Source organism: Pseudomonas sp. R1-7 (assembly GCF_051132105.1).
GTDB lineage: Bacteria > Pseudomonadota > Gammaproteobacteria > Pseudomonadales > Pseudomonadaceae > Aquipseudomonas.
This window is the reverse complement of record NZ_CP071661.1, coordinates 1,962,886-1,978,836: the sequence shown is the minus strand read 5'-3', so window position 1 is coordinate 1,978,836 and position 15,951 is coordinate 1,962,886. Positions and strand designations below refer to the sequence as shown.

2 protein-coding genes (1 of these 2 only partly in view) are annotated in these 15,951 nt (G+C 64.9%); both read right to left on the bottom strand.

Translation table 11 applies throughout. The features are described from left to right. Positions 1-3,616, bottom strand: partial view of a non-ribosomal peptide synthase/polyketide synthase gene (locus tag J3P79_RS08935; RefSeq protein ID WP_434609788.1) — the beginning only. It extends 9,845 nt beyond the left edge of the window; 3,616 of the gene's 13,461 nt are visible here — the first part of the coding sequence; its start codon is at positions 3,614-3,616; the stop codon falls past the left edge of the window. After that, positions 3,616-15,951, bottom strand: a complete 12,336-nt coding sequence (locus tag J3P79_RS08930) for a non-ribosomal peptide synthase/polyketide synthase (protein ID WP_434609787.1) — start codon at positions 15,949-15,951, stop codon at positions 3,616-3,618. The genes J3P79_RS08935 and J3P79_RS08930 overlap by 1 nt, the downstream gene beginning before the upstream one ends.

Here is a 15,951-nt window from a genome sequence, read left to right as displayed (position 1 = left end):
GTTGTGTCTGCTGTTCGACCAAGGCCTGGATGTCACGCCCTTCCAGGCGCTGCTCGACGAAGTCGACCTTCCCCTGCCCGCGAATGACCTGGCAGGTGCGCCCATCCTCTTCGACGAATAGGGTGCGCAAGCTTTCGTGACGTTCGACCAGCGCGGCGAAACTCTTTCGCAGCGCTTCCTTGTCCAGCGTGCCGCGCATCCGCAGGGCCGTGGGAATGTTGTAGGCGGCGCTGTCCGGGTCCATCTTCCAGAGGAACCACTGGCGTTCCTGGGCAAACGACAACGGCAATGGCGCATCGCGAGACACCGGCACCAGCGCTGGAGCCTGTTCGCCGGGCGTGGCATCGAACGCCGCGACGAACGCCTGCAAGGTGCTGTGTTCGAACAGGCTGCGCAGCGGCACCTCGATGCCCAGCACTCGGCGGATCCGCGACACCACTTGGGTCACCAGCAGCGAATGCCCGCCCAACTCGAAGAAATGGTCCTCCAGGCCCACGCGTTCAAGCTTGAGCACGTCCTGCCAGATCGCCGCGACTTGTTGCTCGATCTCACTGCGAGGCGCCACGTAGGCCTGTTGCACGTCGCTGGCGTCGGGCGCCGGCAAGGCCTTGCGATCGATCTTGCCATTGGGGGTCAGCGGCAATCGGGCCAGGAACAACAGGTGCGCCGGAACCATGTAGTCCGGCAACTGCGCCTTGAGGGCGGCCTTGAGCATGGCGCGCAGCGGCGCATCGGGCTCTGGCACTTCGCCGCTGGCAGGCACGACGTAGCCCACCAGTTGCGCACCGGTCGGGCCTTCGTGGGCGACCACCACGGTTTCGCGCACGTTGTCCTGGGCCAGCAGCGCGGCTTCGATTTCCCCGAGTTCGATGCGCAGGCCGCGAATTTTTACCTGATGGTCGATGCGGCCGAGGTATTCGACCACCCCTTCGGCGCGATAACGGGTCAAGTCGCCGGTGCGGTACAGCCGTTCGCCGGCCGTGGAAAACGGATCGGGCACGAAACGTTCGGCGGTCAGCCCCGGGCGCTGGAAATAACCACGGGCCAGGCCGGCGCCACCGATCAGCAGTTCACCCGGCGCGCCGGGCGGGTTCAGGGTCAGGTCGCTGCCGACGATGTACAGCGCGGTATTGTCCAGCGGCTGGCCAAGGAAGGGCCGGTCGCGCTCGGGGCTCAACGGGTGAAGCGCCGACCAGATGGTGGTTTCGGTGGGACCGTAGAGGTTCCAGAGCTTCGGCGAAAGCGCCAGCAGTCGCTGGGCCAGTTCCTGGGGCAAGGCTTCGCCGCCGCAGAGGAAGGTCCGGCCGGCGAGCACCGATGCCCGCTCATGGTCGAGCAGCATGCGCCAGCTCGATGGCGTCGCTTGGAGCACGCTGACGTCGTGTTGTTCGATCAACGCGAGCACCGCTTGCGGATCCTGATGCACGTGTTGCCCGGTCAGCACGATGCTGGCCCCGGCGCAAAGTGGCCCGTAGATTTCCAGGCCGAAAATATCGAAGGAGAACGTCGTCAGCGACAGCATGCGGTCGCTGGCCGCGAGGCCCGGCTCGGCGATCATGCTGGTGATGAAATTGCTCAGCGCAACATGGCGCACCATCACGCCCTTGGGTTTGCCGGTGGAGCCGGAGGTGTAGATGACGTAGGCCAGGTGCTCGCCAGTCAGCGGCACAACCGGGCAGGTTTTCGGAGCGTCTTGCAGTGCGGCGTCCGGCGAGTCCAGCAGCAGGGTCCGGAGCGTTGGCGGGATCGGCAATCGCGCCTGTAGACGGGCCTGGGTCAGCAGCAACCCGATGCCGCTGTCCTCGATCATGTAGGCCAGGCGATCCTCGGGATACGCCGGGTCCAGCGGCACGTAGGCGCCGCCAGCCTTGAGGATCGCCAGCAGGCCGACAATCATCTCGACGCTGCGCTCCACCGCGATGCCCACCAGCTCGCCGGGGGACACGCCCAGATCAATCAGGCGGTGAGCCAGTTGGTTGGCGCGGGCGTCCAGTTGCCGGTAGCTCAGGGAGTGTCCGTCAACGGTCAGCGCCAGTGCGTCGGGGGCCCGGTGCGCCTGCCCGGCGATGCGTTGGTGGACGCACACGGCTTCGGCGCCGTGGTCGGCGACACGCAGCCACTGCTGTTGCGTGAGGCGCTGCTGCGACGGGTCGAGCAACGGCAGTTCCCCAACCCGCTGGCGGGGCGCGTCGACGATACCCTGCAGCAGGTTTTGCCAGTGCCTGGCCAGGCGCTCGATGGTTTGCGCTTCGAAAAGATCGGTGGCGTAGGTCAGCTCTGCGGCGATGCCCTGCTCGGTTTCGTAGGTGCCCAGTGTCAGGTCGAACTGGGCGGTGCGCCCTTCCCACGTCAGATCCTCGACCCGCAGTTGCGGCAGCTGCATTTGCTGGCTGCCCCTGGCATCGGCGTTCTGGTGGTTGAACATCACTTGGAAGATCGGGCTGTGGCTGAGGCTCCGCTCCGGTTGCAGGGCTTCAATCAGTTGCTCGAACGGCAGGTCCTGATGGGCCTGGGCCGCCATGGCCGCGTGCTTGACCTGGGCGAGCAACTCATCGAATGGCATCTGCCCATCGACCTGGGCATTGAGCACTTGGGTGTTGACGAAAAAACCCATCAGCCCTTCGGTCTCGACCCGGTTGCGGTTGGCCGTCGGCACGCCGACGCGGATCTGCGACTGGCCGCTGTAGCGGTGCAGCAATGCCTGGAACGAAGCCAGCAGAACCATGAACAGGCTGGCGCCTTCACGCTGGGCCAGTTGCTTGAGGGCGGTGGCCAGTTCCGGCGCCAGCTTCACGTCCAGCCGCGCGCCACGAAGGCTTTGCACCGGGGGGCGCGGATGATCGAACGGCAGCTCCAGCACCGGTTGCTCGTCGCCCAGGGTCTGGACCCAATAAGCCAACTGGCGCTCGCGCTCGCCGGCTTCCAGCCAATGGCGCTGCCAGATGGCGTAGTCGGCGTATTGCACCGGCAGTTCCGGCAATGCCAGCGACTGGCCGCCCGTGTCGGCGGCGTAACAGCGCACCAGTTCGTCCACCAGCACACGCATCGACCAGCCATCGGCGATGATGTGATGCTGGATCAGCACCAGCACATGGTCATCCTCGGCGATTTTCAACAGCGAAACCCGCAGCAACGGCCCCTGGCGCAAATCGAAAGGACGCGCGGTTTCGCCTTCGATGTAAGCCTTGATGCGTGCGTCCTCGCTGATCGGTGAACCGGCCGGCAGCGCCTCGACAGCGATGCTCAGGGGCATCTGCCGGTGGACAACCTGAACGGCTTGCTCGCCCTGCTCGGCGAACGTGGTGCGCAGACTTTCGTGACGCTCGACCAGGGCATTGAAGCTGCGCTCCAGGGCCGGCGCGTTCAGTTGGCCTTTGAGGCGCAGGGCGCTGGGAATGTGGTAGGCCGAACTGTGCGGGTCCATTTGCCAGAGGAACCACTGGCGCTCCTGGGCATAGGACTGCGGAATGTGCTCGAACCCGGAACGCACCTCGGGGATCGGCAGGTTGGCCGGCGAGACGCCCTCTTCCAGCATCTTCTCCAGGTACAGCCTGCGTTTGTCCAGCGGCAGAGTGATAAAGCGCTTGGCAACCCTCAAAGCAACACTCTTGTCCATCAGACTTCCTCCATTTCATCAAGCAGGGCGTCCAGCTTGTTCAGTTTCTCTTCATTGATTGGCCCGTCCGTGCTGTCGACTTGTGCGACAAAATCCTGCAGGACGGGGTGCTGGAACAGCAGTTGCGGGGTCAGGCTCAACCCCAGTTCGAGGGCCATGCGCGAGACGGCGGTGACCGCCAGCAGCGAGTGGCCGCCCAGCTCGAAGAAGTGATCGCCCAGGCCCACGCGCTCGACAGTGAGCACCTGGGCCCAGATCGCCGCGACTTGCTGCTCCAGTTCGCTGACCGGCGCTTCGTATGCGCTTTGCGAGCGCCCGACGTCGATGCCCGGCAGGGCCTTGCGATCAAGCTTGCCGTTAGGGGTCAGCGGCAGCTGGTCGAGGAACAGCCAGTGCGCCGGGATCATGTAGTCCGGCAGGTGCTCCTTGAGCCTGGCCTTGAGTGGATCGAGCAGTGTCTCGGCGTCCGCCGAGGCCACCACGTAGGCCACCAGTTGCTGACCGCCCGGCCCTTCCTGGGCCAGCACCGCGACCTCGTTGACCTTGGGCTGTTGCAGCAACCGCGCCTCGATTTCCCCCAGCTCGATACGGAAGCCGCGGATCTTCACCTGATGGTCGATGCGGCCCTGGTATTCGAGCACCCCGTCTGCGCGATAACGGCACAGGTCGCCGGTGCGGTACAGGCGCTCGCCGGTGGTGGAGAACGGGTTGGGCACGTATTTCTCGGCGGTCATCGCCGCGCGGCCGAGGTAGCCCCGGGTGATGCCCGCGCCGCTCAGGTACAGCTCAGCCGACACGCCTTGGGGCACCGGTTGCAGGTTGGCGTCGAGGAGGTAGCTGGCGGTGTGCTTGAGTGGGCGGCCGATGTTCGCCGTGCCGCCGGGGGTGCGGCGGGTCCAGGTGGAATAGGTGGTGTCTTCCGAGGGGCCATACAAATCGTAGACATGCTCGACACCACCGCCCACCTGTTTACCCAACTCCTGTGGGTAGAGAGCATCCACCAGGCTCTGCTTCAGTGGCTCACCGGCCAGGTTGATGACGCGCACACCGCTCGGAATCGCCCCACTGCGCTGCAACGCGGCGATGGCCGAGGGCACGGTGTTGATCAGGCGCACCTGGTCGCGGGCCGGCAGGTGCGGCAGTTCCAGGGCGTTGCGGGCGATGATCAGCGAGCCGCCGTTGGCGAGGGTCACGAAGAGCTCCCACACCGACAGGTCGAAGCACACCGAGGTCGAGGCCAGCACGCCTTGGATGTCGTCGCGGCTGTAGACGGTGTTGGACCAGTCGATCAGCGCCAGGACGTTGCGATGGGCGATGGCCACACCCTTGGGTTTACCGGTGGAGCCGGAGGTGTAGATGACGTAGGCGAGGTTGTCTGGTGCGACCGCAGTGACCGGTGCGGTGAAGGGATATGAGGTCAACTCAATCCGATCAAGCATCAGCACTTCGGTTTCAGCCGGAACCGTCAAAGCCACCACCTGCTCGGTCAGCAGCACTTTCGCCCGGCTGTCATCGAGCATGTACGCCACGCGTTCGGCCGGATAATCCGGATCCAACGGCACGTACGCGCCGCCAGCCTTGAGCACCGCCAGCAAGGCGATCAGCAATTGCTCGGAGCGCGGCATCGCCACGCCCACCCGCACTTCCGGGCCGACGCCCAGTTCGATGAGCTTGTGGGCCAGGCGATTGGCACGGCCGTCGAGTTCGCTGTAGCTCAGGCGTGTGTTGGCGAAAGTAACCGCCAAGGCGTCCGGGGTGTTTTCCGCTTGGCGGGCGATCACCTGATGAATGCAGACGTCTTGTTCGAACGGCGCATCCACCGGGTTCCAATCATGGGTCAGGCGTTGATGCTCATCGAACCCCAGCATCGACAGCTCACCCAACGGGCGCTCGCCCTGAGCGGTCATCTGCCCCAGCAACTGCGCCAGATGCGCCGCCAATCGCTCCACGGTAAACGCCGAGAAGCTCGCCAGTTGATAACTCACGTGCACCGACAACTGCCGCTCCAACCCCACCAACAGCGTCAACGGATAGTTGGTCTGTTCCTGCGTAATTGGCGAACCGAAGCGCAAACCGTCCGGCGCGCCCTGTTCCAAGGCCTCGGCGATCGGGTAGTTTTCGAACACCAGCAAACTGTCGAACAGCGCGTCGCCGCCCTGCCCGGCCCAGCGCTGGATGTCCAGCAACGCAGTGTGCTCGAACTCCCGCAGGGCCAGATTCTGTGCCTGCACCGCTTGCAGCCAACTGTCCAGCGACTGTTCCGCCCGAGGGCTGGCGATCACCGGCAAGGTGTTGATGAACAGGCCGATCTGCTGCTCGACGCCGGGCAAGTCAGCCGGACGACCAGCCACCGTCGCGCCAAACGCCACGGTGGATTTGCCGGTATAGCGCTGCAACAGCAGCAGCCAAGCGGCTTGCACCAGCGTGTTCACCGTGACTTTCGAGGCGCGGGCGAAGGCCTCCAGGCGGCGGGTCAGCGACTCGTCCAGCACTTGAATATGATCGCCATAACCAACGCCAGCGTCCGTCGGTTTGCCAACCGCATCGGCCAGCCGTGTCGGTGCTTCCAGGCGCTGCAGCGCAGGCTTCCAGAACGCCTCGCTGGCCGCAGCGTCCTGGCGTTGCAGCCAGGCGATGTAGTCCCGATAACGTCCGCCGGACGCGGCAACGGATTGCCCGCTGTAGCGTTGCAGCACCTCGCCGAGCAACTGCGAATTGCTCCAGCCGTCCATGAGGATGTGATGGTGGCTGTAGATCAGGTGATAACGCTGCTCGTCGAGACGCACGATCATCAACCGCACCAGGGCCGGCGCGCTCAGATGAAGGTGTTGGCGCTCGGCATCGGCCAGGGCCTGCAGGGTCTGGTGAGGCAGGGGATCATTGCTCAGGTCGTGCAGGCTGTAAGGCAGCTCCAGGTACTTGCCGACCACCTGCACCGGCGCCGGCAAATCGCCCTGCCAGACAAACCGCGTGCGCAGGATGTCGTGGGCATCGACCGCCGCTTGCCAGGCCTGGCGGAAGCGTTCCGGGTCCAGCCCGTCGATGTCCAAGCGCAGTTGGTTGATGTAGTCGCCGCTCGCGTCACCGTACACGCCATGGAACAGCATGCCTTGTTGCATCGGTGACAACGGATACAGATCGACGATCTGCGCGGGCGGCATCGGCAGCCCATCCAGTTGTGGCTGGCTCAGGCTCGCCAGCGGGAAGTCCGACGGCGTTACGCCGCTGTGCTCGCCCCGGCAGCAATGCTCAATGAGCTGCTGCAACTCCAGCGCATAATCGTCGGCCAGCGCCTGGATGGTAGATTCGTTGAACTGCTCACGGCTGAAGGTCCAGCCCAGGTTCAGTTCGCCGCCGAACACCTGGCCGTTCAAGGCCAGCGCATTGGACAGCGGTGCTTCGGCGTCCAGCTCATCGCCAGCGGCTTCGTCAGCCGGGATGAACAACGCGCCGTCGGCTTCGTTGAAGCTGGCGTCGAACTGGCCCAGGTAATTGAAGGTCAGGCTGGGCGTTGGCAAACCGGCCAGGATCGCCTGCATCGCGTCATCCGCCAGATAAGCCAAGGCACCAAAGCCCAGGCCTTTGTCGGGGATCGCCCGCAGTTGCTCCTTGATTTGCTTGAGGCAATCCCCCAAGTCCGCCCGTGGCGTGAGCCGGGCCGGATAGAGGCTGGTGAACCAGCCAACGGTGCGGGTCATGTCGACGTCGTCGAACAAGGCCTCGCGACCATGGCCTTCGAGCTGGATCAGCGCGCTGTCGCTGCCCGTCCAGCGCACCATCACCCGCGCCAGCGCCGTGAGCAGCAAGTCGTTGACCTGGGTGCGATAGGCCTTGGGCGCGTCTTGCAGCAGTTGCCGGGTCAACGCGGCGTCAAGTCGCGTACGCACCGTCACTGCCAGACGGTTCTGCTGGCCACCTGCGGGGTTATCCATTGGCAACGAGGCATCGACGTTTTCGAGCTGGGCCTGCCAGAACGCCAGTTCCTCCGCCAAGCGTTTGCTGCGGGCGTGCGCTTGCAGGCGCTCGGCCCAGACCTGCGTCGAGGTGGTTTTCAGCGGCAATTGCACCGCCACGCCGCTGGACAACTGGCGATAGGCGCTGTGCAGATCCTCGAACAGGATTCGCCACGACACGCCATCGACCACCAAGTGATGCACGGCCAGCAACAAACGCTGGCTGCCATCGGCCAACGTCGCCAAGACCGCCCGCAACAAGGGTCCTTTTTGCAGATCCAGGCTGCGCTGGGCCTCGTTGGCGATGCCTTGCAAGGCCTGCGCATCAGGCGCGTCCACGGTCCAGAGCAGGTCTTCACATTGGGCTTGCGCAGGAAGGTAAGTCGCCTTCCAGCCATCGTCCTGCTCCATGAAGCTCAAGCGCAGGCCATCGTGATGTTGCAGCAGCGCGCTCAACGCCTGGCTCAGGATCGATTCGTCCAGGCGCTGGGTCGGCTTGAGCATCACCGCCTGGTTCCAGTGATGACGCTGCGGTATCGCCTGTTCGAAGAACACACGCTGCACCGGCAACAGCGCCAGCTCACCCGTCACCGGCCCCTGATCGATGACTTGGGCGGCTTCGCCCTGGCGAACCACGGTCGCGAGCATTTCCAGGGTCTGGTGCTGGAACAGGTCCTTGGGCGTGAAATGCATGCCGGCCTGGCGGGCGCGGCTGACCACCTGGATCGAGACGATGGAATCGCCACCCAGCTCGAAGAAATTATCCCGCAGGCCGACGCGTTCAAGCTTGAGCACGTCCTGCCAGATCGCCGCCAGTTGCCGTTCCAGCGCAGTGCGCGGCGCCAGGTAGGCGTGTTGCGATTGACTGGCGTCAGGCTTGGGCAGGTTCTTGCGGTCGAGCTTGCCGTTGGGGGTCAGCGGCAGGCGTTCGAGCATCATCAGATAAGCCGGGACCATGTGCGCCGGCAATGTCGCCTTGAGTTGCTCACGCAAGTGCTCGGCGAAATCTTCGCCGGCCGATGCTGCCGCCACCACATAAGCGACCAGACGCTTGCCACTGCCGGCGGTGCCCTCCTGGGCCACGACCACGGCTTCGCGCACGCCATCGAGGGCTTGCAGGCTGGCTTCGATTTCACCCAGCTCAATGCGGAAGCCGCGGATCTTCACTTGGTTGTCGATGCGATCCAGATAATCGAAAGTGCCGTCGACGCGCTGACGCACGAGGTCTCCGGTGCGATACAGCAAGCCGCCAGCGCTGAACGGGTCGGCGACAAAGCGCTCGGCGGTCAGCCCCGGCCGGTTCAGGTAACCACGAGCCAATCCGGTACCGCCCAGGTACAGCTCACCGGCCATGCCTTGGGGCAACAGGTTCAGGTCGGCGTCGAGCACATAGGCGCTGCGGTCGCCGATGCGGCTGCCGATGGGCGCGTAGGCAGCGTCACAAGACACTTGGCGACCGGCCTTCCAGATCAGCGGCGTCACCACCGTTTCAGTCGGGCCATAACCGTTGATGATGTACTCGGGACGCAAGGCGCGCTTGACCCGTTCGAAACTGGCGCTGGGCACCGCATCGCCGCCGAAACAGTAGATGCGCACCTTCGGCGGGCTGCCCTCGCGCTCGGCGTGTTCGGCCAGTTGTTGCAGGTACACCGGCGGGAACGCCACCACCGTCACGCCATGCTCGTGCATGGCGTTGTAGGTTTGCTCCGGGGTCCACAGGCTGTCGTCACGAATGAGCAGCGACGCTCCGTGGGTCAGGCTGGTGAGCCAGCGCTCATGGGCGCCATCGAAAGCGAACGACATGAAATGGAATTCGCAATCGCTGTCACGCATTTCATAACGCTCGCCAATGGCCTGGCAGTGCATCGCCAGCGGACCGTGGGCCACGCTGACGCCCTTGGGGTTGCCGGTGGAGCCGGAGGTGTAGATGACGTAGGCGAGGTGGTGCGGGTCGAGTTGAACCGATGGCGCACTGACCGGCAGCTCACGCAGATCGATACGGTCCAGCTCAAGCAGCGGCAACGATTCATCCACGGGCAACTGCGCCGATACCGAGGAGTCGCTGATCAGCAGCGCCAGCCCGGCGTCCTTCATCAAGTACGCCAGGCGTTCACGGGGATAGCTGACGTCCAACGGCACGTAGGCACCGCCGGCCTTGAGCACCGCCAGCAGCGTGACGATCACCCCTTCGCTGCGCGGCAGGGCCACGCCGATGCGGGTCTCCGGGCCGACGCCGCGGCTGATCAAGACATGGGCCAGTTGGTTGGCGCGTCGGTCGATCTCGCCGTAGCTGAAATGTTGGCCATTGAAAATCACCGCCGTGCGCTGCGGGCGCTCGACCGCCAGCGCGGCGATCCGCTGGTGCACGGCGATGTCCACCGGGTACGGCTGCGGGTGGTTCTCGACGTGTTGCCGAGCGTGTTCGGCACCGCTGGCCAGGGCGATTTCACCCAGGTTCCGTCCGGCGTCCTGGCTGAATTGCTCAAGCAGATGCAGCAGATGGGCGCTGATGTGATCGATCATTTCGTCGGCGAACTGCCGGCGCTCGTAGCTGTAGTGCAGCGCCAGTTGTTCGCCGAGGGTGACCGCCACGCTCAGGGCGTAATGCGTCTGCTCAAGGTTGGCAACGTCGCCGAACGTGACGTCGCTGCCCGTGCCTTGCTGCAAGGCCCGGGCAATCGGGTAGTTCTCGAACACCAGGAGGTTGTCGAACAGCGCCTCGCCGCCCTGCCCGGCCCAACGCTGGATGTCCGCCAACGGCGTGTGCTCGAACTCCCGCAGGCTCAGGTTCTGCGCCTGCACCGCTTGCAGCCATTGGCCGACCGTCTGGTCCGGACGTGGGCTGCCGATTACCGGCAAGGTATTGATGAACAGGCCGACCTGCTGCTCGATGCCCGGCAGATCCGCCGGCCGACCGGCCACCGTCGCGCCAAACGCCACGGTCTGGTGCCCGGTATAGCGTTGCAGCAACAGCAGCCAGGCCGCTTGCACCAGCGTGTTGACGGTGACTTTCTGCTGGCGGGCAAACGCTTCCAGCGCTTGGGTGCGCGGCGCGTCGAGGGTCAGGAAATGATCGCCGTGGCCGCTCTCGCCGCCGCTGTCCAAGGCCGCACGGGCCAGTCGGGTCGGCTCCTGCAACGGGGCCAGTTGTGCGCGCCAGAAGTCCTGGCTGAGCTGGCCGTCCTGGCGTTGCAGCCAAGCGATGTAGTCGCGATAACGCCCACCCGTGCGGGCCGGCGCGCGGCCGTTGTAGCGCTGCATCACCTCGCCGAGCAACTGCGAATTGCTCCAACCGTCCATCAGGATGTGGTGATGGGTGTAGATCAGATGCCATTGTTCGACGCCGGTCCGCACCAGTACCAGGCGCAACAGCGGCGCCTGGCTCAAGTCGAAACCTTGCGCGCGCTCGGCCTCGGCCAGCGCGGCGAGGGCCTGGGCCGGATCGGCATGCTCGCGCCAATCCAGCACCGTGAACGGCAACTGCACCTGCTTGTGGACGATCTGCAGCGGCTGCGACAGTTCTCCCTGCCAGACGAAGCCGCTGCGCAGAATGTCCTGCGTCGCGACGGTGGCCTGCCACGCCGCACGGAATCGCTCGGCATCCAGGCCTTGTACGTCCACCCGCAACTGATTGACGTATTCACCCGCCGCCTGCTCGTACAAGGTGTGGAACAACAAGCCCTGCTGCATCGGCGACAGCGGGTAGACATCATCCAACTGACCCGCCGGCACTGGCAGATGATCGAGTTGCGACGGGGTGATCCGCGCCAGCGGGAAATCCGACGGCGTGGCTTGCGGTTCAGCCAGGTTGACGCAATGGTCGATCAGCGCCTTGAGCTCGACGGCGTATTGATCGGCCAGTTGCTGCACGGTCGCGCTGTCGAACATTTCACGGCTGAAGCCCCAGCTCATCGTCAGCTCGCCACCATAGACCTGGCCTTCCACGGTCAGCCAGTTGGCCAGTGGCGCCGTCGGGTCCTGGGCGACGCCACTGCCTTCGCCGGACGGCACGAAGAGCGCCGCTTCATCGAACTGGCGGTCGAACTGGCCGAGGTAATTGAAAGTGATGCGCGCAGGCGCCAGGTCTGTCCATTGCGCTTGCACCGACGGTGCCGCCAGATGACGCAGCACGCCGTAACCCAGGCCCTTGTCCGGGACGCTGCGCAGTTGCTCCTTGATGGTCTTGATCGAGCCGCCGATGTCATCGGTGGCGGTGAGGTTCACCGGGAACAGGCTGGTCAGCCAACCCACCGTGCGGGTCAGGTCGATGTCGTCGAACAGCGCTTCGCGGCCATGGCCTTCGAGCTCGACCAGCGTGCCCGGTTGCCCGGTCCAGCGGCTGATGGTGCGGGCCAGCGCGGTGAGCAGCAGATCGTTGACCTGGGTGCGATAGGCGGCCGGCGCCTGTTGCAGCAGTTGCCGGGTCAGGCCGGCCTCCAGGCGCCATTCGATCTTCGCGCCTTGAACGTTCTGCAGGCTGCCCTGCGGGTGTTCGCAAGGCAGGTCCCGCGCGCCCTCGTGCTGGGCTTTCCAATAGGCCGACTGGTCGTCGAAGCGCGATGCTTCGGCCATTAGCCGCGCAGTCCAATTCTGGAAGGCGCTGGTCTTGGCCGGCAACGTAACGCCGCCCCCCGCCGCCAATTGTTCGTAGGCCTGCTGCAGATCTTCCAGCAACACCCGCCACGACACGCCATCCACCACCAGGTGATGGATGACCAGCGCCAGTCGCTGGCTGCCGTCAGCCAGGTTCACCAGCATGGCGCGCACCAGCGGCCCGTCTCGCAGGTCCAGGCTGCGCTGCGCCTCGTCGCACAGCGCGTTCAACTGGTCGACGGATCGGGCATCGCGCTGCCACAGGTCGGCGCTTTGCAACAGCGGCCCATGGCTCTGCCGCCAAGCACCGGAGTCTTCGACAAAGCGCAGGCGCAACGCGTCATGGTGGTTGATGACGCAGGTCAACGCCGCGTCGAGCCGTTGTGCATCCAGTGGTTCGCGTGGGGTCAGCAACAGCGATTGGTTCCAGTGTTCGCGGGCCTGCATCGCCTGGGCGAAAAATTGCTGTTGGATCGGCCCGAGCACGACATCGCCAGTGACCGGTCCTTGGTCCGGGACACTGTGGTTGTCGTGGCGGGCGACCAGCGCCAGGCTGCGCACGGTCTGGTATTGGAACAGGTCGCGGGGGTGGATACGAATACCGGCCTGCCGCGCGCGGCTTACCACTTGAATGGAAATAATCGAGTCACCGCCCAGTTCGAAGAAATTGTCTTCGAGGCCGACGCGCTCCACCCCGAGCACGCCCTGCCAGATCTCAGCCAAGGCGGTTTGCAGTGCATCTTGCGGGGCGACGAACGCTTGTCGAGCCGCGGCGTCCGGTTGTGGCAGGGCCTTGCGATCGAGCTTGCCGTTGGCGGTCACCGGCAGGCCAGTCAATGGCATCAGGTAGGTCGGCACCATGTATTCCGGCAAGCCGGCCAGCAGCCAGGCCTTGACGTCCTGTTGCCAATGCTCATGCGCGTCGCTGTTCTCCAGCACCAGGTAGCCCACCAGATGCTTGCCGTCCTGCACCAGCACCACGGCCTCGCGCACCCGCGGATGCTGCACGAGGCGAGTCTCGATTTCGCCGAGCTCGATGCGCAGGCCGCGCAGCTTGACCTGATGGTCGAGGCGACCAAGGTATTCGATCACGCCGTCGGCGCGCTGGCGCACGCGGTCGCCGGTGCGGTACAGGCGTGCGCCGTCATGGAACGGGCACGGCACAAAACGCTCGGCGGTCAGCGCCGGACGCTGGTGATAACTGCGCGCCAGCCCCGCCCCGCCCAAGTACAACTCGCCCGCCACGCCCCACGGTACCGGCGACAGATCGGCGTCGAGCACATGGGTGCGCAGGTTGGCGATGGGCTGGCCGATCGGCACGCAATCGGCGCCTTCATCAACGCACGTCCAATGGGTGACGTCGATGGCCGCTTCGGTCGGACCGTACAGGTTATAGAGCGCGGCGTTTGGCAGTTTGGCGAAGACGTGCTGCTGCGCATCCAGCGGCAACGCTTCACCGCTGCAGACGATGCGCTTCAGGCCTTCGCAGGTGTTCACGCCCGGCTCATGGATGAACGCTTGCAGCATCGACGGCACGAAGTGCAGCGTGCTGATGCCATGACGCTTGATGGTGTCGATCAGTTGTCGCGGATCACGATGGACGCCCGGCGCAGCCATCACCAGGCGTGCCCCGGTCATCAGCGGCCAGAAAAACTCCCACACCGACACGTCGAAACTGAACGGGGTTTTCTGCAACACCGCGTCGCTGCCGTCCAGGCCATACGCTTGTTGCATCCAGCACAGGCGATTGACCAGTGCGGCGTGGCTGTTGCCGGCGCCCTTGGGTTTGCCGGTCGAGCCTGAGGTGTAGATGACGTAGGCGAGGTTCAGCGGGGCGATCATCACATCGGGGCGACTGTCGCTGTAACCGTCGAGCCAACCGTCCGGTTGGTCGAGCGCGATGACCTCGACTCCCTCGGTCGGCAGCCCCGCCGACAGCGAACGCTGGGTCAGCAGCAAGCCGATGCCGCTGTCCTCGATCATGTAGGCCAGGCGTTCCTGCGGGTACTCCGGGTCCAGCGGCACGTAGGCGCCGCCGGCCTTGTGGATCGCCAGCAGGCCGACCACCATTTCCACCGAACGCTCGATGCAGATGCCCACCAGGCTGTCCGGCCGCACTCCATGCCTGCGCAGCAGATGGGCCAGGCGGTTGGCGCGGGCATCGAGCGCTGCATAACTCAGGCTTTGTTCGCCAAACACTAACGCCGTGGCGTCCGGGGTGCGCGCCACCTGGGCTTCGATCAGTTGATGCACGCACAGCTCGGTCGGGTAGCGTTGGGCCGTGGCGTTCCAGCCATGCACCAACGTGGCGTGCTCGTCGGCATCAAGCAGCGGCAGCTCGCCGATACGCCGGGACGGATCGGCAATCATGGCTGTGAGCAATCGCAGCCAATGCCGCGCCATGCGCGCGATGGTCGGTGCTTCGAACAGATCGTCGGCGTAAGTCAGCGCGGCGTGCAACGTGCCGGCTTTTTCATAAGTGTCGAGGGTCAAGTCGAATTGGGTGGTGCGCGCCTGCCATTCGATCATGCCCAGTTCCAGGCCGGACGCCGTTCGGATCGTGGTGACGTCCGCCACGTGGGGTTGATGGTTGTACATCACTTGGAACAGCGGCGTATGGCTGAGGCTGCGTTCAAGCTTCAATGCCTCGACCAGGCGTTCGAAGGGCAAATCCTGATGGGCCTGGGCACCGAGCGCGGTCTCTTTGACCCGGCGAAGCAACTCGTCGACCCGGGTCTGGCCGTCCAGTTCGGTGCGCAGCACTTGGGTGTTGACGAAGAAACCGATCAGGCCTTCGATTTCATCCCGGTTGCGGTTGGCGATTGGCACGCCGACACGGATGTCGGATTGCCCGCTGTAGCGATGCAACAGCACGTCGAACGCGCCGAGCAGCAGCATGAACAGCGTGACGCCATGCTGCTGGGCGGCGCTGCGCAGTTGCTCCGCCAACCCTGGCTCGATGGCAAATTCATAGCGGCTGCCGCGATAGCTTGGCATGGCCGGGCGCGAGTGGTCGGTCGGCAACTCCAACACCGGATGCTCATCGCCCAACTGCGCCTGCCAGTACGCCAGTTGCCGCGCCTGCTCGCCGGCCTCCAGCCAACGGCGCTGCCACAGCGCGTAGTCGCTGTACTGGATCGGCAAGTCGGCCAGTTGTGGCGGCACGCCGGCTTCATGGGCGTCGTAGCAGCGGATGAATTCTTCGATCAGCACGTTCATCGACCAGCCATCGGAGACGATGTGGTGCAAGGTCAACAGCAGCACGTGTTCCTGTGCATCGAGCTTGAGCAGCTCGACCCGCAGCAAGGGGCCGCTGGACAGATCGAACGGCCGCATCGATTGTGCTTGCGCAGCCTGGCGCACCGCCTGCTCGCGCTCGCCTGCCGGCAAGCCACTGAGGTCCTGTTGCTCGATCATCAGCGGCGCATCGGTGGGCACTTGCAAGAGGCTGTCGTCGGCTTGGCGCTGGAACACCGTGCGCAGGGTTTCATGACGCGCCACCAGGCTGGCGAAAGCCTGTTCCAGCGCCGGCAGGCTCAACGTTCCCTTGAGCCGCACCGCCCCCGGCAGGTTGTAGGCGCCGCTTTGCGGGTCCAGTTGCCAGAGAAACCACATGCGCCGCTGGGCATAGGACAGCGCCTGGCGATCCTCGGCTTCGACGCCTTGGGGAATGGGAAAGCTGCTGAAATCCACGCCCTCCTTGTCCAGCGCTGCCAGGAACATCTGGCGCTTGTCCAAAGGCAACCCGATAAACCGGCGAGCAAGTTTCAAGGCGTTTTCAGCATTCAT